We start from the raw sequence: 21115 nt of genomic DNA, 5'->3' as shown, positions 1-21115 counted from the left end.
TCCGCAATAGCCCGCGTTTGCAAATATCCCGCGTCTGCAATTAATGTGGACGCACGTAAGCGGCGATGGCAAGTGCCGCGACAGCGCCACCGCACCACCACCTCCCCCCTTGAAGGGCACCCCTCATGCCTCTCGCACTCCTCGCCCTGGCCATCGGGGCCTTCGGGATCGGCACCACCGAATTCGTGATCATGGGCCTGCTCCCCGAGGTCGCCGCCGACTACGGCGTCTCGATCCCCGCCGCCGGCTTCCTGGTCACCGGATACGCCCTCGGCGTCGTCCTCGGCGCCCCGCTCATGACCGTCCTCGGCACCCGTATCCCCCGCAAGCGCATGCTGATGCTGCTCATGGGCCTGTTCATCGCGGGCAACGTGCTCTCCGCGCTCGCCCCCGTCTTCGGCGTCATGCTCGCCGGGCGCGTCGTCGCCTCCCTCGCCCACGGCGCCTTCTTCGGCATCGGCTCGGTGGTCGCCGCCGGGCTGGTCGCCCCCGAGAAGAAGGCCGGCGCGATCGCCATGATGTTCACCGGCCTGACCGTGGCCAACGTCGTCGGCGTCCCGCTCGGCACCCTCGTCGGCCAGACCCTCGGCTGGCGCGTCACCTTCCTGATCGTCGCGGCCCTCGGCGTCCTCGGCCTGCTCGGCATCGCCAGGCTGGTCCCCGAGCTGCCCCGGCCCGAGGGCGTCCGGATCCGCCACGAGCTGGCCGCCTTCCGCAACGTCCAGGTGCTGCTCGCCATGGCGATGACCGTCCTCGGCTTCGGCGGCGTCTTCGCCGCGATCACCTACATCACCCCGATGATGACCAACGTCGGCGGCTTCGCCGACACCTCCGTGACCTGGCTCCTCGTCCTGTTCGGCCTCGGCATGGTCGCCGGGAACCTCGTCGGAGGCCGGTTCGCCGACCGCGCGCTGATGCCGATGCTCTACGTGTCCCTGGGCGCCCTGGCCGTCGTCCTGGCCGCCTTCACCCTCACCGCCCACACCAAGATCGCCGCCGCCGTCACCATCGTGCTGATCGGGGCGCTGGGCTTCGCGACCGTGCCGCCGCTGCAGAAGCGGGTCCTCGACCAGGCCGCCGGCGCCCCCACACTGGCCTCCGCCGTCAACATCGGCGCCTTCAACCTCGGCAACGCGCTCGCCGCCTGGCTCGGCGGGCTCGTCATCGCCGCCGGGCTCGGCTGGACGGCCCCGAACTGGGTCGGCGCCGCCCTGGCCGCCTCCGCCCTGGTCCTCGCCCTCCTCTCCGGCGCGCTGGAGCGGCGTACGGCCGCCCGCCCGGGCGGCGGCCGGATCGTCGCGGCCGGAGCCCCGGCCGCCGTACCCCTCCCCGCCCGCCACTGATCCACGACACCTCGTACACCTCGTACGACTCCCACGACTCCCACGACTCGTACGACCCGTACGAGCGCACCACGATTCAGGAGAACCCCGCATGTCCGGCGTCACCACCCCCGCCCGTACCGCCGTCGCGCCGCTGACCACCGAGGACGCCGAACTCCTCGTCTCCGCCGCCCGAAGCGCCGCCGAGCAGGCCGGGGTGACGGTCAGCGTCACCGTCCTCGACGCCGGCGGCCACCTGCTCGCCTTCCGCCGCGACGACCGCGCCGTACTGATCTCCGGCGAGACCAGCACCCGCAAGGCCTTCACCGCCCTCCAGCTCGACGCCCCGACCGCCGACCTCGTCGACGCCGTCCAGCCGGGCGGGCTCTTCCACACCCTGCCCACCGCCCTCGACCGGCCGCTGCTGTTCATCGCGGGCGGGCTGCCCGTCCACCGCGACGGCCGGCTCATCGGCGCCATCGGCGTGGGCGGCGGCGCCCCCGGCCAGGACCATGCCTTCGCCGCGGCCGCCCTCGACGCGCTGGTCTGACGCTCCCGACCGGGCCTCCGGGTCGCGCGCCCGGGTCGCGCGCCCGTGTCCCCCGTGCCACGTTGGTACGGGGACAGGGGAGCATGATGCGACAGTCCAGGCAGATCCGGTCCAGGCAGCTCAGGAGAGGCCACGTCATCGCGACGGCAGCCGTCGCCGCGCTGGTCTCCCTGGCCGTTCCCGGCTGCACGGCCGCCTCCGAGGAGGCCCGCAGCCCCGGCGGCGCCAGCACCACGGGCTCCGCCGCCCCCGCCTCCGCGCCGGCCACCTCGGCCCCCGTCCCCTCGCCGACCCCCTCGTACGCGCTGTCCACCGCCCCGCGCACCATCCCGGCCGTACGGGAGCACACCCCGGCCCGCGGCCCCGGCTGGAAACCGGCCGCCGCCGCGCGGGTCGTCGTACCGCCGGGGAACGCCGCCGCCCTCACCGACGAGGGCAAGCTGCTCGCCGGTGAACTGCACATGGGCTTCGCCGAGACCGCCGCCCCGCGCCCCGGCGACGTGGAACTCGCCCTCGGCGCCAAGAACTCCGGACCGCCCGAGTCGTACACCCTCACCGTCCAGGGAGGCCGGGTCCGGGTCACCGGACCGGACGAGGCGGGGGTCTTCTACGGCACCCGCACCCTCAAACAGGCGGTGAAGTCCGCCGGTTCGGCTCCCGAGGGCACCGTGCGGGACGGCCCGGCCAAGGCCCAGCGCGGCCTGAACCTCGACATAGCCCGCAAGAACTTCACCGTGGGCTGGATCGAGGACCAACTGCGCCGGATGGCCGACCTCAAGCTCAACCAGCTCGGCCTGCACTTCTCCGACGACCAGGCCTTCCGGATCCAGTCCGACACCCACCCCGAGATCGTCTCCACGCCCCACCTCACCAAGGCCGAGGTCCGGCAGATCATCGCCCTCGCCGCCCGCCTCCACATCAAGGTCGTGCCCGAGCTCGACTCGCCCGGGCACCTCGGCGCCGTGCTGCGCGCCCATCCCGCCCTCCAACTGCGGGACGTACAAGGCAGAGCCGTCAAGGGCGCCGTGGACATATCCGACCCGGCCTCGGCCAAGCTGATCGACGAACTGCTCCGCGAATACCTGCCGCTGTTCCCCGGCGGACTCTGGCATCTGGGCGCCGACGAGTACCAGGCACTGGTCTACCGCGACCCGCAGGCCTCCTTCCCGCAGCTCGCCCGGGCGGCGCAGCAGCGGTACGGGCCTTCGGCGCGAGTCCAGGACCTGGCCGAGGGCTGGCTGAACGACCGTGCGGACGTGGTGCGTCCGGCGGGCAAGGTGCCCAAGGCGTGGAACGACGGCTTCTTCACCGGAGGTGTGGTCCAGGCGGCCAAGGACATCCAGGTCGAGTACTGGACGGGCAAGGAGCTCGGGGCCCGGCCGCCGCTGGAGTACCTGCGCGAGGGCCGCAAGCTGGTCAACCTGAACGACGAGTACCTCTACTACGTGCTCGGCCAGCCGAACCAGTTCACCTACCCCACCGGCAAGCGGATCTACGAGCAGTGGACCCCGCTCGTGCTGCGCGGCACGACCCCGGTGCCCGCCCGGTACGCGGCGCAGATACTCGGCGCACGGCTCGCCGTGTGGAGCGACCTGGCCGGAGCCCAGACCCAGGCCCAGGTCGCCGAAGGGATCCGGCTGCCCCTGGCGGCGCTGTCCCAGAAGGTCTGGGACAGCCGCCCGCCGCAGCCCGCCTGGGCCGACTTCAAGGCACTCGCCGACCGGCTCCAGCCTCCGGGGTGAGCCGTACATCCGCCCATATTCGCTGGCCCGGCCGCCGTACGCCTTGGTTGGATGCCGGGATGAACAGTGAGCTGCCGGACGGCTACGAGATGTCCACCGATCCCGCCCGGCTCGACGCCGCGCTGATCCACCGCTGGCTGTCGCAGGACGCCTACTGGGCCCTCGGCCGGAGCAGGGAGAAGCAGGACCGGGCCATCGCGGGCTCCCTGAACTTCGGCGTCTACGACACCGCCTCGGGCGCCCAGCTCGGCTACGCCCGCGTGGTCACGGACCGGGCCACCTTCGCCTGGTTGTGCGACGTCTACATCGACCCCGCCGTACGAGGCAAGGGGCTGGGTACGGGCCTGGCCGCCGCGGTCCGCGACCACCTGGCCCCGTACGGTCTGCGCCGGGTGCTGCTCGCCACCGCCGACGCCCACGCCGTCTACGCGAAGGCGGGCTTCGCGCCCATGGCGCAGCCGGGGCAGTGGATGGTCCTCGGCGAGCAGTGAGCCGCCGGGCGCAGGGGCCGTTACGGGCGGCCTACGCGCTGCCAGCGGCGCCGGATCCACTGGCCGACCAGGGGCAGCGCCAGGACCGCGGTCAGGGTCCAGGCCACCGCGAAACCCCATATCAGCGGCAGTGAGACGGTGACCGAGGCCGCGACCAGCAGGGCCAGCGTCACCGCACCGAGAAGGCAGGCGGCCAGGGTGCGGTGACGCGGGCGTGTGTGCGCGGAGCGCAGGATCCGGACGAGGGAGCGGTCACCCTTGAGATCGGCTTCGATCGCGGAGAGGGCGCGCCGCTCGCGGTCGGACAGTCCGGGTCCGTCCATGACGACCTCCATGGGCTGGCGTCGCCGGGCGGCGCGCGCCGCAGCCTCTGGCCTGCGCATACCCGACCTGGCGCGGCCCAACCCTCGGAGGCCGCCACCCGGCCGGGCGGCGGCCTCCGAGCCGGCGTTCAGGGCGCGGTCACCAGATGGAGTTGACCCACTCCGGGTGGTCGATGAACGGGTTCCGGTTGTGCTGGAAGGTGTCGAATATGACCTGGTTGCGGCGCTGCTCGAAGGCGTCCGGCGGGTCCTGCTGGTTCCACTGCTTCAGCAGGCTGATACGGCCGAAGAGCGGGGCGGTGCCGTTGTTGACCTTGTCGTTCATCTCGAGGTCGGCGAAGCCGTCGCCGCCGTCGTAGCGCACGGCCATGTAGAGCAGCATGCGCGCGACATCGCCCTTGACCGCGTCGCGCGGCTCGAAGGAGTCGGAGTCGGTGAAGCTGCCGGGGGCCTCCGAGACCGGGCTGCCGCCCATGTCGAAGTCCTTGTTGCCGCGCGTGCTGTTGACCGTGACGTCCTCGGGGCGCAGGTGGTGCAGGTCGGTGCCGGGTCCGGTCGCGGTGCCGAAGTCGCCGTGGCTCTTGGCCCAGACGTGCTCGCGGTTCCAGTCGTTGACCCCGCCGCCGTTGGTGGACTTGGACTGGGAGCGGCCCGAGTAGACGAGGATGACGTTGTTCGGGTTCGCCGGGTCCTGGTCGGTCACCTTCAGCGCGTTCCACACGCCGTCGTAGGTCACCTTGGACTGGGTCTTGATGATGTCGTGGAGCGCGGTCTTCAGCGCCGCTCCGGTCTTGCCCTCGGCGGCCGCGTAGTACGAGTCGACCGAGATCGCGGTGGTGGTGGCGGTGGTGGCAGCCGCGTCGGCGTGGGGAGCCGCCGTCCGCTGCTGGCCGGCCGAGGCGGTGGCCGGAATGAGGACCAGGGCCGCTACGGCGAGCCCGGCGACCCAGGGGGTGCGTGGGGAGATTCTCATGGTGTGGGGGATACCTCTTCGCAGGCACCGCCCCCGCCATGGCAGTTGGCGGGGCATCAGGTGGCAGAGCAGAGGCTCACATTGTCATGTGCCTTACAGGTAAAATCCATGTGTCGGAAGGCTGGATTCTGCCCCTGGTGACCACTGGTCCGAACGGGTGAGGACCTCTTGGCAGAACGCGCCGCGGCGGGCACGGTGGCGGGGGCCCCGGCCGGGGCCGTGCGGACCGTGCACACCGTGAACCCCCCTACCGGGAGCAGCCCATGGCAGTGAAGATCCTCATCGTGACCGGCGACGCGGCGGAATCGCTCGAGGTCCTCTACCCGTACCAGCGACTGCGCGAGGAGGGGTACGAGGTGCACATCGCGGCGCCGTCGGTCAAGAAACTGCGGTTCGTGGTGCACGACTTCGAGGAGGGCTTCGACACCTACACCGAGAAGCCCGGCTACACCTGGCCCGCCGACGTGGTTCCCGAGGAGTACGCGGCCGTGGTCGTCCCGGGCGGCCGCGCGCCGGAGTACCTGCGCAACGATCCCGAGGTACGGCGGATCCTGGCCGCCTTCACCGGCTCCGACAAGCCGGTCGCCCAGATCTGCCACGGCCCGCTCATCACGGCCGCGAGCGGCGGGCTGGACGGCCGCCGGGTGACCGCGTACCCGGCGCTGGAACTCGACATGAAGGCCGCGGGGGCGGTGTACGAGGACTCCGAGGCCGTGGTCGACGGCACCCTGGTCTCGGCGCGCGCCTGGCCCGACCACTCCGCCTGGATGCGGGAGTTCCTGAAGGTGCTCGGCGCCAAGGCGCCGCTGGCCTGACGTACGCGGAGGGGCGGTGAAGGGGAGGCTCCCCATTCCCTTGTGAAAGGTCCGGGCCCGGGACTGACGGGGCGGCTGTGGTGTGCTGAGGTGGCAGTCAACCGATGTTGTTCAACTTGTCCTGTTCGCACGGCAGTTGGTGCGGCAGCTGAAAGGACACCACCGTGACTGGACCCTTGGGTCGGCGCAGCTTCCTCGGTGCGGCCGCAGCCCTCGGCGGCGCCGCGCTCGTGGGGCCGCTCGCGCCGCTCGCCCAGGCCCGCCCCGCCGCGTCCCGGCCGGCCACCCTTCCCACCCCGCCCGGATTCCAGCCCGAGGGCATCGCCGTCTCGCCGGGCGGGCTCGCGTACACGGGTTCGCTGATCGACGGTGCGGTCTACCGCGTGGACCTCGCCACCGGGGCCGGGCGGATCCTGACCGAGGGGCAGGGCCCGGGCGCGATGTCCGTCGGGCTGAAGCTCGACGGACACGGCCGGCTGCTCGTCGCGGGCGGTGCGGACGGCCGGATCCGCATCGTGCACGCCGGGGACGGCCGGGTGCTCGCCACCCACCAGGCGGCCACCGGGACCACCTTCGTCAATGACGTCGTCGTCGGCTGCGGCGGAGCCTGGTTCACCGACTCCTTCAACGACGTGCTGTACTTCCTGCCCGCCGGCTCCAGCTCCGGCTCCGGCCAGGCCCCGCGGGCCGTGGCGCTCACCGGTGACTGGGTCCCGACCCCGCCCGGAGGCCAGGTCTGGGGCTCCAACGGCATCGAGCGGACCCCGGACGGCCGGGCGCTGCTGGTGGTCAACGACAACGCGAAGGCGCTGTTCCGCGTCGACCCGCGCACCGGCGCCGCCGCCAGGGTCCCGCTCGACGGGGGATCGGTGGCCAACGGCGACGGGCTCGTGGTGCACGGCCGCACGCTGTACGTCGTCCGCAACTGGGACTACGCCGTCGACGTGTTCACGCTCAGCGCGGACGGCCGCCGGGGCCGGTTCGTCAAGCAGATCACCGATCCGCGCTTCGACGAGCCCACGACGGCGGCGGTCCACGGCGGACGCCTCTACGTGGTGAACGCCGCCTTCGACTCCGACTGGTCGAATCCGGCCACCGCGTCGACGATCGTCAGCTGCCCGTCGTGATCACGGGGGCGGGCTCGTTCCGGTAGTTGGCCGGGCCGAAGTTCTTCTTCACGGCCGCGTCCCAGGACCCGTCCTGGACCATCTTCTTCAGGGCGGCGTTGATCTTGCCCTGGAGCTCCTTGTCGCCCTTCTTGACACCGATGCCGTAGTTCTCGTTGCTCAGGCTGAGCCCGACCAGCTTGAACTTGCCCGCGTTGGCCTTCTGCGCGGCGTACCCGGCCAGGATGGAGTTGTCCGTGGTCATGGCGTCGACCACGCCGTCCTGGAGCGCGATGACGCAGTCCGAGTAGCCGTCTTGCTCCAGGAGGCTCGCCTTGGGGGCCAGCTTCTCCTTGACGTTCTGCGCCGAGGTGGAGCCGGTGACCGAGCAGAGCTTCTTGTTGTTGAGGTCCTCGGCCTTGGTGATCGTGGTGTCGTCGGCACGGACCAGCAGGTCCTGGTGCGCGAGGAAGTAGGGGCCGGCGAAGTCGACCTTCTCCTTGCGCTTGTCGTTGATCGAGTAGCTGGCCGCGACGAACTCGACCTCGTTGTACTGGAGCAGCAGCTCGCGGTCGGAGCTGTCGACCTTCTTGAACTCGATCTGCTCGGGCTTGTAGCCCAGCTCCTTGGCGATGTACGTCGAGACGTCCACGTCGAAGCCGGAGAAGGTCCCGCCCGGCTCGCGCAGCCCGACGCCCGGCTGGTCGAACTTGATGCCGATGGAGAGGTTCCCCTCGGGGCCGCTGTCACCGCCGCACGCCGTGGCGGTCAGGGCGAGGCCGATCACTGCGGCCAAAGCACCGGCCTGGGGAACCTTCATGCTGCACTCTTTCCTCGGGAACGCGGGACTCGCTGCGGGATCGCCGGCAGCAGGTGGAACCGCGGGTTCGTAAGAAGCGTCAAGACGCGTGTACGAGGAAGCTAGGAAGGCGGTGGGCGCGCTGTCACTGGAATTGAGCAAAGCTTGAGGTAACGATCCGGCGTGCCCGGCGTTTCTGCGGCGCATTGTGCCGCGAACGGGATAAACGGGGCCGGGCGCGGTGTCGCGCCCGGAGCGGGGCGGTCGCGGAGAGTCACCGGCCCGGGGGCGGCCCTTTCGAATAGATGATCGATTTTCGCTCTGCGGTCGTGCGTGATCTCCCGTGGAGACCGGGACGTGCGCGCGGACGTCGCGGCGGCCGCATCGGCCACGCTGGGCGAACCGGCCCAACTGGCCGGGAACGTACGCTCGTCCGGACCTGCGGGGCCGCGGCATGACAGCATGGCCGGGCAACGCCCGGTAAGCGGAGGGGGAGTTCGGTGAGCACGTCGACGACGACCGGAGTACGCAAGAGCCTGGCCAAGGTGGAGATCGCCCTGCGGTGGGATCCGAGCCCCTCGGGCACGCCCGCCCACGACCTGGACATCATCGCAGCGGTGTACGGCGCCGCGGACCCGCACGGGGAGCCGGTCCACCTCGTGCACTTCGGCAGCCGTTCCCCCGACGGCACCATCACGCTGAACCGCGACAGCCACACCGGTCAGGGCTTCGGCTTCGACGAGGTGATGACCCTCGAACTGAACCGGATGGCGCCCGCGCTGGGGCGGGTGGTGGTGGGCGTGGTCATCCAGGGGACCGGCCCGCGCGGCGCGCGTACGAAGACCTTCGCGGCCATAGGCGGTACGGGGGTCCGGATCCGGGAGGGCTACACCGATCTCGCGGTGTCCGATTTCGCAGGGGTCCCGGCCGCCACCGCGGCCACGGTCGCGGAGTTCACCCGCGACGCCTCGGGGGCCTGGTCGCTGGACGCCGCCGTACGGGGCTTCGACGCCGATCCGGAGGAGTTCGCCCGGGTCATGGGCGCCCTGCGGCCCTGACGCAACGCGTTGTCGCGGGGCCGCACAGACCGGGCGGTGGTCACTCCCTCGAGTGAGTGGCCACCGCCCCGTCCGGGTGGCGCGCTGCCGCCGTCCCCACGAGGCAGCGCGGGCGGGTCGCCGTCAGGTCATCGTGACGGCGCCCCACCGGTTCAGGGGGCCGGAGCCCGGTTCCGGTCCGGCAGGGGGATCGGGGCCAGGCCCAGCGCGGGCAACAGGGCCCCGTCGACGAACCGGACCAGATAGTCGGCGTCGGCGTACCGCCCCTCCAGCACCGGCCGGATCCGCAGCACGCCCATCAGCTGGGCCGGCAGGAACTCCAGGGCCGGGTGGTCCGCCGCGATCTCGCCGCGTGCCACGGCCCTGGCCACCATCGCGTCGAACGCGGCCAGCTCCGGCTCGACCAGGGCCTCGCGCAGAGCCGCCTGCAGCTCCTCGTCGCTGAGCACCGCATGCCCGAGGGCCTGGGTGAGGCGGGTGTCGCGCCCCGAGTTGCCGGCCGCGATGCGGGCCGCCTCGCGCAGGTCGCCGGCGAGCGTGCCGGTGTCCACCGCGACGAGCGTGCCCTGCCGGTGCGCGCGCAGGGCGGCCGCGACCAGCTGGGGCTTGGTCTTCCACTGCCGGTAGAGCGTCGACTTCCCGCAGCAGGCCCGGGCGGCGACGCCCTCCATGGTCAGGGCCTCGTACCCGTGCTCGCGCAGCTGTTCCAGGACGGCGTCGTAGAACTCCTGCACCCGCTCCGGGGTGATCTTGGAGCGGCGCGCGGCGGGCGGCGTCGACGTCATGGTGAGCTGCTCTCCTCGGGGGCTCCGCGGCGATTGGTTCCGTAGGGAAAGTGTACGGGAACGCGAGCGTATCGGTACACCAGCGTATCGATACGCGAATGTATCGATACACTGGCGTGTCGATGCGCGGCGGCCGGCTCCGGCCGCCGCACACCGGCGCACCCAGCGCGTGACCATCCGCACCATCCGCATTCAAGCGGCGCGCGAGTACAGGAAGAGAGAGTTGGGGGAATGAGCTCCCACACGACACCTGGCGGGCCGGCCGACGGCCCGGGAACCGGGCAGCGGCGACGCCTCATACGTGAGCTGTTGCTCGTCGCGGGCCTGTTCGCCGTCTACAAGGCGGGCCGGATGCTCTCCACGGACCGCACCGACGAGGCCTTCCGCAACGCCGGCCGGATCTGGGACGCCGAGCGCACCCTGCACCTGCCCGGCGAGGGCGCGATCCAGCGGCTGCTCCTCCACGGGGACGCCCTCGTGCACACCGCGAACACGTACTACGCCGCCGTGCACTTCCCGGCGACCGCCGTCTTCCTGATCTGGCTGTACCTGCGCAGACCCGGCCACTACCTGTGGGCCCGGCGCGTACTCGCCGTCCTGACCGGCGCGGCCCTCGCGCTGCACCTCGCCTTCCCGCTCGCACCTCCGCGGATGCTCGACGCCGCGCACCTGGTGGACACCGGGCTGGTCTACGGGCCCTCCGTCTACCGGGCCGCGCCGGCCGCCGACACCATGGCCAACCAGTTCGCCGCCATGCCCTCGCTGCACTTCGGGTGGGCGCTGATGCTGGCGCTCGGCATGATCGCCGCCACCCGGTCCCGCTGGCGCGTGCTGTGGCTGCTGCACCCGCTGCTGACGCTGCTCGTGGTCGTCGGCACCGCCAACCACTACTGGCTCGACGCGATCGTCGCCACCGTGCTGCTCGGCGGGGCGCTGCTGGTCGTCCCGCGCCCGCAGGTGCGTACCGGCTCGCTGCCCGTCGTACGGCACCTGCCGCGCCCGCGGAACGCCGTGGGAGCGGACGATACGGCCGGGGCAGGAGTGGCCCGGCCGGACCGGCAGGCCCAGGAGGCCTCGGCCGAGGTCGTGGGGGCCGGTCCCGAGGCCGTGGGGGCCGGCCGATGAACGCCACCGTCCTCGCCGTCGCGCTCTGCCTCGCCTCCGCCGTGGCCTACGCCTCCGCCGCCGTGGCCCAGGAGCGGCTCGCCCGGGCCGCCGTCGCGCGAAGCGCCGGTGCCCTGTTCGGGAACGGGGCCTGGTGGTGGTCGGCCGGGCTGAACGCCGGCGCCGCGCTGCTGCACGCGGCCGCCCTGCGCTACGGCCCGCTGACCCTGGTCCAGCCGCTCGGCGCGCTCACCCTCGTCGCCGCCGTCCCGCTCGGGGCCCGCGGAGCCGGCCGCCGGGTCGCGGCCACCGAATGGCGGGGCACCCTGGCCACCGTCGTCGGGCTCGGCCTGCTGCTGCTCCCGGCCTCCGGACCGGCCCCCGACGACACCCTCACCCTGGTCGAGGCGCTCGCCGTGTCCGGGGCGACCGCCTTCGCGATCGTGCTGCTGACCGCACGCCGGGACGTGAGCTCGGGGCTGCGCCACGCGACGGCCTCCGGGCTGGCCTCCGCCGTGGCCTCCGCCCTCACCCAGACGGTGGCCGTCGCCGGCGGCCGTGGCGGGGCCCTGCTCAGCGTGCGGGTCGTCTCCGTGGCCCTGCTCGTCGTGGTGTTCGCGGTCGGCGGGATGCTGCTGTCGCAGCGGGCCTACCGGGGCGGGCTCGGGGCGCCGCTCGCCGTCGTGAACCTGGCCAACCCGCTCGCCGCGGCCGCCATCGGCATGGTCCTGCTCGGCGAACGCCTCCAGGGCGGCGCCATGGGGCTCCTGCTCGCCACGGCCGGCGCGCTGGCGGCGGCGCGCGGGGTGCTGCTGCTGACGCGGACGGCCCCGAGCGCGACGCCCGTTCCCGCACCCGCACCCGTTCCCGTACCCGCACCCGCACCCGTTCCCGTACCCGCACCCGCACCCGCACCCGCACCCGCACCCGTATCGGCCTCGGCCGCCGCCGTGTCGATCACGCGTGTGCCAGCATGACGGATATGACTGACGGATCGTTCCTCTCGCTCTGGTCCAGGAACTCGGTGCTGTCCATCGGTTCGGTCGGCTCGGTGCTCTCCATCGGCTCCGTCGGCAGCGTGCTGTCCGTCGGGTCCGCCGGCTCCGCGCTCTCGATCGGCTCCGCGGGGTCCTGGCTGAGCTCGGGCTCCGTGCTCTCCGCGTGGTCGCACCGCTCCGTGCTCTCCTTCCGGTCGACCCGGGCGGTGCTCGGGCGGGGCCCGCGCGCCGGCCTCGCGGCCGCCGCGGTGGCGTCGGCGGCGGCCGCCGGGGTGGTGCTCGTACGGGCCCTCCGCAGCTGAGAACCGTTTCGCCGGTGTTCGCGTCCTCCCCGGTGAACGCGAACACGCACGCACGGCGAAGCGGAGTGAACACACATGGGGATCGTCAGCTGGATCGTCCTGGGACTGCTGGCCGGCGTCATAGCCAAGGTCCTGCTCCCCGGCCGCGACCCCGGCGGCCTGATCGGGACCACCCTCATCGGCATCGCGGGAGCCTTCGTCGGCGGCTGGCTCTCCGCGAAGTTCCTGGACAAGCCGATCGCCAACGAGTTCTACGACCCCGCCACCTGGGGCTCCGCGATCGCGGGCTCGCTCGTCCTGCTCATCGGCTACCGGATCCTGTTCGGCAACTCCCGCGACTGAGCGGCGCCGGGAGCCGTCAAGGCACCGGGCGCGGTCCCCCGCAAGAGCGGCAAGGCGGGCGCGGGCACGGCGGAGGAGCCGGTCGCGACCGGCGAAGCCGCGTTCCGCCCGGGGGGCGAGATCCGGCCAGGGGCGGGACAGGAGCTCTGGTGTCCACCCGGTCGGGCGGGATTCACTGCGGGGCCATGAGACGACACAGGATCACGGGCCTGCTCGGCGCGCTCGCGCTCGCCGCAGGCACCCTGGCCGGCACCGCGGGACCCGCGGCCGCGGCCGACGCCACCGCGCGCGCGGGCGGGGCCCACCGCGCCACCGAAACGGTTCCGGGGGACCCGGCGGTCCCGGCGGCCGGCTCGGCCGCGCCCCGACCCGGCGCCGGCGCCGAGCCGCCCCCCGAGTTCGGGACCGACTGGCACGACCCCCTCACCGCCGCCCCGCCCGTCGCCCGCCCCGCGACCCGGTCGTGCGAGGTGACCCTCGCCGAGGCACAGTTCCGCGACTACACGCCCTACCTGGGGAACTACACGCCCCCGGCCACATGCGGCAGCGGGTCCTGGGCCAAAGTCGTCCTGCGCCTCGACGGCAAGGTCAAGGGCCGCCAGTACGACCGCCTCGGCCACCTCTCCCTCGGCGGCGTCGAAATCCTGCGGACCTCCACTCCCGAGCCCTCGCCCGACGGCATCACCTGGTCCGTCGAGAAGGACGTCACCCGCTACCGCGACACCCTCAGCCGGCCGCAGCCCGTCGAGATGCTGATCGGCAACGTCGTCAACGACACCTACACCGGCGTCATCGACGTCAAGGTCACCCTCACCTTCTACGCCGCCGACCCGGACCGCCACACCCCCGCCCCCGACACTCCCGACCGCGTCCTCCCGCTCACCACCCCCTCCGTCACCACCCCGCGCAACACCGAGCGGCTCCTCGCCGAGGTGTACGCCACCGGCTCCGGCGGCGGCTGCGAGGAGTACTGGTACATGACCACCCCCGACGCCGCCCCGTACTCGTGCAAGGCCGCCGACGGCCCGTACCGCGAGGTCCGGATCTCCGTCGACGGCCGGCTCGCCGGCATCGCGGCCCCCTTCCCGACCGTGTGGACCGGCGGCTGGTCGAACCCCTTCCTCTGGTACGTCACCCCCGCGCCCCGCGCCTTCGACGTCCAGCCGATCGTCTACGACCTCACCCCGTACGCCGCCCTCCTCAACGACGGCCGCCCGCACCGGATCGAGGTGTCCGTCGCCGGCGTTCCGGCCGGGCAGAGCGGCTGGAGCACCCCGGTGAACCTCCTCCTGTGGCAGGACGAGGGCCGCACGGTCGTCACCGGCTCCCTCACCCGGCACGAGGAGGGCGAGCCGGCCAACTCCACCCGCTGGACGCCCGCCGCACCCGGTACGCCCGGTGCGCAGCACCGCCTCGACACCGAGGGCGGCCACCGCCTCACCGTCGCCGGCCGCCTCGACACCTCCCACGGCCGGGTCACCACCACCGTCACCCGCGCCGTCCACAACACCTCCGTGCACCGCTGGACGGAGGGCGAGAACCAGGACGCCCTGACCGCCACGTGGACCGACGAGGAGAGCGTCACCCGCGGCCCCACCACCGTCCGCACCGCACGCACGTACACGATGGACGGCGAGACCACGCTCGGTACCGGGGACCGGCTGCGCACCGTCATCGCACTCGGCGACCGCGCCGAGACGACCACCCTGCGCGGCGGCCGGACCGTGGACCGGACCCGGCTCGACGACCGGTACACGGGCGACGCCGCCTACACGGCGAACGTCCCGCGCGAGCAGCGGCACGCGGTCGGCACCGGCTCCGAGCGCTACCAGCTGTACGGGACGGAGGCCGGGCACGGCTGTTACGACCGCACGCTGACCACCGTCCAGGGCACGGTGACGGTGGACCGCCGACGCTGCTGACACCGGCGGCGCCTACGATGACCGGCCATGGACATGAGTGAGGCCGGCAGACAGCTGGTCGACGGCCGCTTCGAACTGATCGCGCCCCTGGGCGCCGGCGGTATGGGCACGGTGTGGCGCGCCCGCGACATCGCACTGCACCGCGACGTCGCCCTGAAAGAGGTGCGCCCGCCGGACCCGGCGACCGCCGCCGCCCAGCCCGGGCTCACCGTCCAGCTGCGCGAACGTGCCATCCGTGAGGCACGGGCGCTCGCCCGGCTCGCGCACCCGCACGTGGTGACGATCCACCACATCGTCGAGCCCGCGGCCGGTACCGACGGGCACCCGTGGATCGTGATGGAGCTGGTCAAGGGCGGCTCCCTGCACGACAAGCTGGAGTCGGGGCCGATGCCGGTCGCCGACGTGCTGCGGCTCGGCCTCGACGTGCTGTCCGCGCTGCGGGCCGCGCACGCCGAGGGGGTGCTCCACCGCGACGTGAAGCCGGCCAACGTGCTGCTGCGCCCCGACGGCTCGGCCGTGCTGACCGACTTCGGCATCGCCGCCCTGCACGGCTCGACCGCCCTCACCTCCACCGGCGTGCTGATCGGCTCGCCGGAGTACATCGCCCCGGAGCGGGCCCGCGGCGAGGAAGGCCTGGCGGCCTCCGACCTCTGGTCGCTGGGCATGCTGCTCTACGTGGCCGCGGAGGGGGTCCACCCGCTGCGCCGTGCCACCAGCCTGGCCACCGTCGTCGCCGTGCTCGACGAGCCGATCCCGGCTCCGGTGCGCTCCGGCCCGCTGGGGCCCGTACTGGAACGGCTGCTCGTTCGGGACCTGTCCGTGCGGCCCGACGCGGCGCAGCTGGAACGGCTGCTCCGGGATGCGAGCACTGCTCTCGGCGGTGCCACGCCGGTCGTGCCTCTGGTCGTCCTGGGCCAGTACGGGCCGCCGAACCCGCAGCCGGGGATCGGTATCGGCATCGGCCAGACCCGGCCCGCGCAGCCGCAGATCCCGCAGCCCTACGCGCCGGCGGCGCCGTTCACCCCCGGGGGCGGGTCCCCGTACTCGGCCACCGCGCCCGTCCCGGCGGTACACGCCCCGCGCCGCCGCCCGGCGCTGCTCGGCGGCCTCCTCGCCCTGGTCCTGGCAGGCGGCGTGATCGGGCTCGTCAAGTGGATGCCCGACGGCGCGGGCGGCAGCGGCGCCGCGAAGGGCGGTGACACCGTTGCGAGTACGGGCCCCTCCACCGCCTCCAGTCCCAAGCCGAGCCTCCCCAAGTCGGCCGGCAGCCCGGTCGCCGCCCCCAAGGGCAGCCTGCTCACCCCCGCCAACGTGCGCACCGCGCTCGAGGCCCTCAAGCAGAAGTCCGGCACGACCGAGTTCGTGGAGATGACGGTCTACGAGGAGTACGTGCTCGCCTCCATCCCCACCGGCCCCGGAGCCAAGACCTACGACCGCTACCAGTACCGCGACGGCGAGGCGAAGCGCACCGGCCCCGGCGGCACCGTCAAGCCGGACGAGCCGCTGATCGACATGGCGGCCGTCAACTGGGACGCCCTGCCCGGCCTCCTCGACCGGGCCAAGCAGGAGCTCGGCGTGGCCAACCCGACCTCCCGCTACGTCATCGTCGAGCCCTGGCTCCTCGATCCGGCCTCCCTGTCCATGCGGCCCTACCTCAGCGACGAGTACGGGCAGGGCGGCTACGTCTACGCCGACACCCAGGGCAACGTGAAGAAGGTCTACCGCTCCTGACATCGTGTACCCGTACGCATGCCGTACCTGCGTACGGCCCTTCACGGTTCGAGGAGTACGACCACCATGCCCAGCTGGCGCACCACCCTGACGGCGGCCGGTATCTCAGACCCCCGGCTGCGCGACGACTACACGAGCGTCGCCCGCCGGGTGCTGCGCCGCGAGCCGGCCCCGTACCTGACGCTGCGCCTGCTCGCCGCGCCGCCGCTGGTGCCCTGGCTGACGGCCGGGGTGGGCTTCATGAACCTGGTCGACGACGTGGCCGAGACCGGTACCCCGCAGGAACGATCCGCCGGTCTGACCGCACTCACCGGGCAGGTGGACGCGGCCCTGAAGACCGGCGACAGCCCCGACCCGCTGCTGCGTGCGTACGCCCACGCCGTCGCATCCCGCGGCCTGCCCGAGCACTGGGTCTCCCGGTTCCTGGCCGGCGCCGCCACCGCCGAGGCCTGCTTCGACGGCTTCGAGACCGAGGAGGACTTCCAGGCCTACCTCGACGCCTACGCCTGGCCCGGGGTGCTCGTGTTCACCGGACTCCAGTACCGGGGCGGCCCCGACGAGGAACAGGCCGCCGGATGGCGGCGGTTCGTCGACGCCGCCCAGCGCGTCGACTTCCTCGCCGACCTCGCCGGAGACCTCGCGGAGGGCCGGCTCTGCCTCCCGCGGGCCCGCCTCGCCGAGCACTCCGTCACCCGGGCCGACCTCGAACAGGCCCGCGACACCTCGGCCGTACGTGCGCTCCTCGCCGCCGAAACCGGGCTCGCCCGGACCGCCCTGGACGCCACCGACGGCATCCTCGACCTGGTCGAGCCGGGCCTGCGCCCGGTGATCGCCACCATGACGGAGCTCATGGGGCACCAGCTGACCGCCGTGGAACGGGCCGGCGTCCGGGCCCTGCGCAAGGACGTCGGCTACGGCCTGGCGGCCCCCGTCCGCACCCTGATCCGCGCCCGCGCCGGAAGGCCGCGTCCGCGGCCGGGCGCTTAGCCGGTGAGGTCCGGGGCCGCCGGGTCGGGACATTTGTACTGGTGGGGTCCGTACATGCGGATCTGCCGGGGGACCCCGCCCGGTCCATAGCGTGGTGGGCATGACGCAGACGATGCCCACCACACAGACGACGCGGCCGATGCAGACCGCGAAGCCGCCGAACGACGAGCCTGCCATCCGGTTCCGGCACGCCGCCAAGTCCTTCGGCCCCGTCCACGCCGTCGCGGGCATCGACCTCGACGTCCGGCGCGGCGAGACGGTCGCCCTGCTCGGCCGCAACGGCGCCGGCAAGTCCACCGCCATCAGCCTGCTGCTCGGCCTGAACGAGCCCGACGCGGGCAGCGTACGGCTCTTCGGGCAGACCCCCGCGCAGGCGGTCCGGAGCGGCCGGGTGGGCGCGATGCTCCAGGAGGGGCGCGCCGTACCGCGGATCACCGTGCGCGAGCTCGTCGGCTTCGTGGCCCGGACCTACCCGGCCCCCCTGCCCGTCGCCGAGGCGCTGGAGCTCGCCGGGCTCACCGACCTCGCCGGCCGACGCATCGACCGGCTCTCCGGAGGCCAGGCCCAGCGCGTCCGGTTCGCCGTCGCCCTCGCCGGCAACCCGGAGCTCATCGTGCTCGACGAGCCGACCGCCGCCCTCGACGTGGAGGCCCGCCGCGCCTTCTGGGAGTCCATGCGCGGCTATGCCCGGCGCGGCAACACCGTCCTGTTCTCCACGCACTACCTGGAGGAGGCCGACGCCCACGCCGACCGGATCGTGGTCGTCGACGGCGGCCGGATCGTCGCCGACGGCACGGGGGAGCAGCTGCGCCGCGCCGCCGGCGGGTCGCTGGTCTCCGTCGACCTGGCCGGGCGCCCCACCGAGGGTCTCGGCGAACTGCCCGGGGTGGTCTCCGTCGAGGTACGGGGAGACCGCGCGCGGCTGCGTACGGAGGACCCGGACGCGACGGTCGTCGCCCTCGCCCGCCTCGGCGCCGTCCGCGGGATCGAGGTCACCGCGCCCTCGCTCGACGACGCCTTCCTCGCCCTCACCGAGTCCCACACCCCCACCCCCACGCACACCCACACCGCCGCAGGGAGCGCCCGATGATCACCGCCTACGTCCGGCTGGAAGTCCGCCGCACCCTGCGCGACACCGGCTTCGTCGTCTTCGGCATCGGCATGCCGGTACTGATGTACCTTCTCTTCACCAACCTCGGCACCGACGCCGGCGCCGGCGAGTGGAAGACGGCCTCCATGGTGGCCATGGCCGCCTACGGGGCCCTGGGCGCGGCCCTGTCGACCGGGAACGGCGTCGCCGAGGACAAGGGCATCGGCTGGCTGCGCCAGCTGCGGGTCACCCCGATGACCCCGCGCCAGGTGGTGGCCGGCCGGGCCCTGACCGGCTCGGTGATCGTGCTGCCGGCCATCGCCGCCGTGCTCGCGGCCGGGGCGTTCGTCAACGGAGTCCGGCTCGAGGCCTGGCAGTGGGCCGCCGTCGCCCTCGTCCTGTGGCTCGGCGCGCTCCCGTTCACCCTGCTCGGCATCGGCAACGGCTACCGGCTCACCTCCCAGAGCACCGGCGTGGTCAACGTCGGCTGCAGCCTCGCCCTTTCCGTCGTCGGCGGACTCTGGTTCCCGGTCGAGCTGTTCCCGGACTGGCTGCGTTCCCTCTCCGGCTTCACCCCCACGCGCCGCTTCGCCGAGATCGGCCAGTCCCTCGCCGCAGGTGCCGCCCCCGGCCTGAGCGCGGTCGCCGTACTCGCGGTGTGGGGCCTGCTGTTCGGCTCGTACGCGGTGTTCTCGTACCGTCGGTCCGCGAGGACGGTGTAACGCATGAAGCAGGGAACGGGAATGAAGAGGCACGGCAGGCAGGGGAACGAGGAGGACTGGAAGGCCGACTGGGCGGCCCGCAAGGCCGCATGGCGGGCGCGGGAGAAGAGGCGCAGGGAGTGCGGGGAGGCACCCGGCCACGGCCGCGGCCCGATGGGCCCGACCAATGCCTTCGCGCTGCTGCCGTGGCTGCTGCTGGGCATGGGCGCCATCTCCAACGTGATCAAGGGGGAGACCCCCAACCCCTGGATCGGCGCCCTCGGCCTGCTGGTCTTCAACTCCCTCTACATCACCCTGGTGTTCCGCGCCTTCGACCGGCGGGCACGGGAGGCGGCGAGCACCCGCTGGTGCCTCGCCGCCCTCGGCGCCGTCACCTGCGCCCTCGCCCTCGCCTACGGCGGCAACTGGCTGCTGTTCTTCCCGCTGTGGGGCCTGGCCACCGGCGCGGTGGTCCGGGGACGCAAGCTCGGCCCGGTGATGTTCGTCGTCACCGCCCTCGCCGGGGCGATCGCGGGAATGGACGAGGGCTGGGACACCCTCGGCATCGCCTACGGGACGCTCGTGTCCGGCATGGTCACCGCGGCCATCCTCGCCCTGTCCGAGACGGTGAAGGAACTGCGCGAGACACGGCAGGAGCTGGCGCGGGCCGCCGTGGACCAGGAGCGGCTGCGCTTCTCCCGCGATCTGCACGACCTGCTCGGCCACACCCTCTCGGTGATCGTCGTGAAATCGGAGGCGGCCCGCCGGATCGCCCCCCGGGACATGGATGCGGCCCTCGTCCAGGTCGCCGACATCGAGTCGGTCGGGCGCCAGGCGCTCACCGAGATCCGCGAGGCCGTCACTGGCTACCGCGAGGCCAGCCTCGCGGCCGAACTCGACCGGGCCCGCGGCGCGCTGACCGCCGCCGGGATCGAGCCCGTCGTACGGCAGTCCGGGCCCCCGCTGCCCCCGCAGGCGGCGGCCCTGCTCGGCTGGGTGGTCCGCGAGGCCGCCACCAACGCGATCCGGCACAGCGGCGCGACCACGTGCGAGATCGAGGTACGCAGCTCCGCGGAACGGGTCAGCCTGATGATCACCGACGACGGAAACGGCGTAGGCTCGACCCCGCCGGGCAGCGGCCTGACCGGGCTGACCGAACGGCTCGCCGCGGCGGGCGGCACGCTCGTCGGCGGTCCGGCCCCGGGCCCGGGCCGCGGCTTCCGGGTCACCGCCGAGCTCCCGGTGGAGCCGGCCGAACCGGAAGGCGGGGGGAGCGCAGAGCACCCGGAGATTCCGGAGAACGAGGAGAGCCGATGATCAAGGTCCTGCTGGCGGAGGACCAGGGCATGATGCGCGGCGCGCTGGCCCTGCTGCTCGGCCTGGAGGAGGACATCGAGGTCGTGGCGCAGGTCGGCGCCGGGGACGAGATCGTGCCCGCAGCGGTCGCGAAACGGCCGGACGTGGCCCTGCTCGACATCGAACTCCCGGGCCGCAGCGGGCTCGACGCCGCCGCCGAGCTGCGCACGCGCTGCCCCGACTGCCGGGTGCTGATCCTGACCACCTTCGGGCGCCCCGGCTATCTGCGCCGGGCGATGGAGGCGGGGGCCGCCGGGTTCCTGGTCAAGGACGGGCCGGTGGAGGAACTGGCCGCCGCGGTACGCCGGGTGCTCGCCGGGGAGACCGTGATCGACCCCTCGCTCGCGGCCGCCGCGCTCAGCGCCGGCCCGAATCCGCTCACCGCGCGCGAGGTCGACGTACTGAACGCCGCGGTCGACGGGGCCACCGTGGCCGACATCGCGGCCCGGGTCCACCTGTCCGAGTCGACGGTACGGAACTACCTGTCCTCGGCCATCGGCAAGACCGGCACCCGCAACCGCATGGAGGCCGTCCGAGCGGCCCGCCGCCAGGGCTGGCTCTGACGGCGCGGACGGGGTGCCACGGGGAGGCGTGGGGGAGACGCGGAGGATGCGGGGG

21 protein-coding genes and 1 pseudogene are annotated in these 21115 nt (G+C 73.2%); 18 read left to right on the top strand and 4 right to left on the bottom strand.

Features of this window, described 5'->3' with window-relative positions:
• The first annotated feature begins 125 nt into the window (after positions 1-125).
• The 4 genes from ACZ5WG_RS16410 (at position 126) to ACZ5WG_RS16395 (ending at position 4105) form a co-directional block, all read left to right on the top strand.
• The gene (locus tag ACZ5WG_RS16410) at positions 126-1343 is read left to right on the top strand and encodes an MFS transporter (protein WP_468723705.1); all 1218 of its coding nucleotides are present in this window, start codon (positions 126-128) and stop codon (positions 1341-1343) included.
• A gap of 91 nt (positions 1344-1434) precedes the next feature.
• On the top strand, positions 1435-1872 hold the full coding sequence (locus ACZ5WG_RS16405) for a GlcG/HbpS family heme-binding protein (RefSeq protein WP_468723703.1): 438 nt from the start codon (positions 1435-1437) through the stop codon (positions 1870-1872).
• A gap of 83 nt (positions 1873-1955) precedes the next feature.
• Positions 1956-3614: a beta-N-acetylhexosaminidase gene (locus ACZ5WG_RS16400; protein WP_468723701.1), complete on the top strand. Its 1659-nt coding sequence runs from the start codon at positions 1956-1958 to the stop codon at positions 3612-3614.
• A 59-nt stretch (positions 3615-3673) separates the two neighbouring features.
• Positions 3674-4105, top strand: a complete 432-nt coding sequence (locus tag ACZ5WG_RS16395; RefSeq protein ID WP_468723700.1) for a GNAT family N-acetyltransferase — start codon at positions 3674-3676, stop codon at positions 4103-4105.
• 20 nt (positions 4106-4125) lie between these two features.
• Here the strand turns inward: ACZ5WG_RS16395 and ACZ5WG_RS16390 are convergent, their stop codons facing one another.
• Positions 4126-4428, bottom strand: a complete 303-nt coding sequence (locus ACZ5WG_RS16390) for a DUF3040 domain-containing protein (protein WP_468723698.1) — start codon at positions 4426-4428, stop codon at positions 4126-4128.
• Between the two features lie 139 nt (positions 4429-4567).
• Positions 4568-5401 carry an endonuclease I family protein gene (locus ACZ5WG_RS16385; RefSeq protein WP_468723697.1) on the bottom strand — a complete coding sequence of 278 codons (834 nt, stop codon included), beginning with the start codon at positions 5399-5401 and terminating at the stop codon, positions 4568-4570.
• A gap of 263 nt (positions 5402-5664) precedes the next feature.
• Here ACZ5WG_RS16385 and ACZ5WG_RS16380 point away from each other — a divergent pair, with 263 nt between their 5' ends.
• Together ACZ5WG_RS16380 and ACZ5WG_RS16375 are read left to right on the top strand one after the other, a co-directional pair.
• Positions 5665-6216: a DJ-1/PfpI family protein gene (locus ACZ5WG_RS16380; protein WP_468723695.1), complete on the top strand. Its 552-nt coding sequence runs from the start codon at positions 5665-5667 to the stop codon at positions 6214-6216.
• A 164-nt stretch (positions 6217-6380) separates the two neighbouring features.
• Positions 6381-7343, top strand: a complete 963-nt coding sequence (locus ACZ5WG_RS16375) for an SMP-30/gluconolactonase/LRE family protein (RefSeq protein WP_468723694.1) — start codon at positions 6381-6383, stop codon at positions 7341-7343.
• Here the strand turns inward: ACZ5WG_RS16375 and ACZ5WG_RS16370 are convergent.
• Entirely contained in the window at positions 7327-8142 is an 816-nt protein-coding gene (locus ACZ5WG_RS16370; protein WP_468723692.1) for a glutamate ABC transporter substrate-binding protein, read from the bottom strand. The genes ACZ5WG_RS16375 and ACZ5WG_RS16370 overlap by 17 nt on opposite strands.
• Before the next feature lie 479 nt (positions 8143-8621).
• On the opposite strand from ACZ5WG_RS16370, the gene ACZ5WG_RS16365 reads away from it, so the two are divergent.
• Positions 8622-9179, top strand: a complete 558-nt coding sequence (locus ACZ5WG_RS16365) for a TerD family protein (RefSeq protein WP_468723690.1) — start codon at positions 8622-8624, stop codon at positions 9177-9179.
• A 152-nt stretch (positions 9180-9331) separates the two neighbouring features.
• Here ACZ5WG_RS16365 and ACZ5WG_RS16360 read toward each other — a convergent pair whose 3' ends face one another.
• Positions 9332-9964 carry a TetR/AcrR family transcriptional regulator gene (locus tag ACZ5WG_RS16360; protein ID WP_468723688.1) on the bottom strand — a complete coding sequence of 211 codons (633 nt, stop codon included), beginning with the start codon at positions 9962-9964 and terminating at the stop codon, positions 9332-9334.
• Between the two features lie 231 nt (positions 9965-10195).
• On the opposite strand from ACZ5WG_RS16360, the gene ACZ5WG_RS16355 reads away from it, so the two are divergent.
• The 11 genes and pseudogenes from ACZ5WG_RS16355 (at position 10196) to ACZ5WG_RS16305 (ending at position 21060) form a co-directional block, all read left to right on the top strand.
• Complete coding sequence (locus ACZ5WG_RS16355) at positions 10196-11089, top strand: phosphatase PAP2 family protein (protein WP_468723687.1); 894 nt, start codon at positions 10196-10198, stop codon at positions 11087-11089.
• Positions 11086-12045: a hypothetical protein gene (locus tag ACZ5WG_RS16350; protein ID WP_468723686.1), complete on the top strand. Its 960-nt coding sequence runs from the start codon at positions 11086-11088 to the stop codon at positions 12043-12045. The genes ACZ5WG_RS16355 and ACZ5WG_RS16350 overlap by 4 nt, the downstream gene beginning before the upstream one ends.
• A 5-nt stretch (positions 12046-12050) precedes the next feature.
• Complete coding sequence (locus ACZ5WG_RS16345; RefSeq protein WP_468723684.1) at positions 12051-12368, top strand: hypothetical protein; 318 nt, start codon at positions 12051-12053, stop codon at positions 12366-12368.
• A 75-nt stretch (positions 12369-12443) separates the two neighbouring features.
• Positions 12444-12710: a GlsB/YeaQ/YmgE family stress response membrane protein gene (locus tag ACZ5WG_RS16340; protein ID WP_266661109.1), complete on the top strand. Its 267-nt coding sequence runs from the start codon at positions 12444-12446 to the stop codon at positions 12708-12710.
• Between the two features lie 371 nt (positions 12711-13081).
• Positions 13082-14632, top strand: a pseudogene (locus ACZ5WG_RS16335) (peptide-N4-asparagine amidase); the annotation flags it as partial.
• A gap of 27 nt (positions 14633-14659) precedes the next feature.
• Positions 14660-16363 carry a serine/threonine-protein kinase gene (locus ACZ5WG_RS16330; RefSeq protein WP_468723682.1) on the top strand — a complete coding sequence of 568 codons (1704 nt, stop codon included), beginning with the start codon at positions 14660-14662 and terminating at the stop codon, positions 16361-16363.
• Between the two features lie 66 nt (positions 16364-16429).
• Entirely contained in the window at positions 16430-17350 is a 921-nt protein-coding gene (locus tag ACZ5WG_RS16325; RefSeq protein ID WP_468723681.1) for a squalene/phytoene synthase family protein, read from the top strand.
• A gap of 139 nt (positions 17351-17489) precedes the next feature.
• Complete coding sequence (locus ACZ5WG_RS16320) at positions 17490-18440, top strand: ABC transporter ATP-binding protein (protein ID WP_468723930.1); 951 nt, start codon at positions 17490-17492, stop codon at positions 18438-18440.
• Positions 18440-19162, top strand: a complete 723-nt coding sequence (locus ACZ5WG_RS16315; protein WP_468723928.1) for an ABC transporter permease — start codon at positions 18440-18442, stop codon at positions 19160-19162. Before ACZ5WG_RS16320 ends, ACZ5WG_RS16315 begins: the two co-directional genes overlap by 1 nt.
• 3 nt (positions 19163-19165) lie before the next feature.
• Positions 19166-20458, top strand: coding sequence for a sensor histidine kinase (locus tag ACZ5WG_RS16310; protein ID WP_468723680.1), 1293 nt, complete (start codon positions 19166-19168; stop codon positions 20456-20458).
• Positions 20455-21060: a response regulator gene (locus ACZ5WG_RS16305; RefSeq protein WP_468723678.1), complete on the top strand. Its 606-nt coding sequence runs from the start codon at positions 20455-20457 to the stop codon at positions 21058-21060. Before ACZ5WG_RS16310 ends, ACZ5WG_RS16305 begins: the two co-directional genes overlap by 4 nt.
• The last annotated feature ends 55 nt before the right edge of the window (positions 21061-21115 follow it).

Source organism: Streptomyces sp. NPDC032745, from assembly GCF_055579465.1.
This window is presented reverse-complemented; position numbering and strand designations above follow the sequence as displayed.

Bases quoted from the DNA above. Each gene is read 5' to 3' on its own strand.
- ACZ5WG_RS16410 (WP_468723705.1), top strand. From the start codon at position 126: ATGCCTCTCGCACTCCTCGCCCTGGCCATCGGGGCCTTCGGGATCGGC.
- ACZ5WG_RS16405 (WP_468723703.1), top strand. From the start codon at position 1,435: ATGTCCGGCGTCACCACCCCCGCCCGTACCGCCGTCGCGCCGCTGACC.
- ACZ5WG_RS16400 (WP_468723701.1), top strand. From the start codon at position 1,956: ATGATGCGACAGTCCAGGCAGATCCGGTCCAGGCAGCTCAGGAGAGGC.
- ACZ5WG_RS16395 (WP_468723700.1), top strand. From the start codon at position 3,674: ATGAACAGTGAGCTGCCGGACGGCTACGAGATGTCCACCGATCCCGCC.
- ACZ5WG_RS16390 (WP_468723698.1), bottom strand. From the start codon at position 4,428: ATGGACGGACCCGGACTGTCCGACCGCGAGCGGCGCGCCCTCTCCGCG.
- ACZ5WG_RS16385 (WP_468723697.1), bottom strand. From the start codon at position 5,401: ATGAGAATCTCCCCACGCACCCCCTGGGTCGCCGGGCTCGCCGTAGCG.
- ACZ5WG_RS16380 (WP_468723695.1), top strand. From the start codon at position 5,665: ATGGCAGTGAAGATCCTCATCGTGACCGGCGACGCGGCGGAATCGCTC.
- ACZ5WG_RS16370 (WP_468723692.1), bottom strand. From the start codon at position 8,142: ATGAAGGTTCCCCAGGCCGGTGCTTTGGCCGCAGTGATCGGCCTCGCC.
- ACZ5WG_RS16360 (WP_468723688.1), bottom strand. From the start codon at position 9,964: ATGACGTCGACGCCGCCCGCCGCGCGCCGCTCCAAGATCACCCCGGAG.
- ACZ5WG_RS16355 (WP_468723687.1), top strand. From the start codon at position 10,196: ATGAGCTCCCACACGACACCTGGCGGGCCGGCCGACGGCCCGGGAACC.
- ACZ5WG_RS16350 (WP_468723686.1), top strand. From the start codon at position 11,086: ATGAACGCCACCGTCCTCGCCGTCGCGCTCTGCCTCGCCTCCGCCGTG.
- ACZ5WG_RS16345 (WP_468723684.1), top strand. From the start codon at position 12,051: ATGACTGACGGATCGTTCCTCTCGCTCTGGTCCAGGAACTCGGTGCTG.
- ACZ5WG_RS16340 (WP_266661109.1), top strand. From the start codon at position 12,444: ATGGGGATCGTCAGCTGGATCGTCCTGGGACTGCTGGCCGGCGTCATA.
- ACZ5WG_RS16330 (WP_468723682.1), top strand. From the start codon at position 14,660: ATGGACATGAGTGAGGCCGGCAGACAGCTGGTCGACGGCCGCTTCGAA.
- ACZ5WG_RS16325 (WP_468723681.1), top strand. From the start codon at position 16,430: ATGCCCAGCTGGCGCACCACCCTGACGGCGGCCGGTATCTCAGACCCC.
- ACZ5WG_RS16320 (WP_468723930.1), top strand. From the start codon at position 17,490: ATGCAGACCGCGAAGCCGCCGAACGACGAGCCTGCCATCCGGTTCCGG.
- ACZ5WG_RS16310 (WP_468723680.1), top strand. From the start codon at position 19,166: ATGAAGCAGGGAACGGGAATGAAGAGGCACGGCAGGCAGGGGAACGAG.
- ACZ5WG_RS16305 (WP_468723678.1), top strand. From the start codon at position 20,455: ATGATCAAGGTCCTGCTGGCGGAGGACCAGGGCATGATGCGCGGCGCG.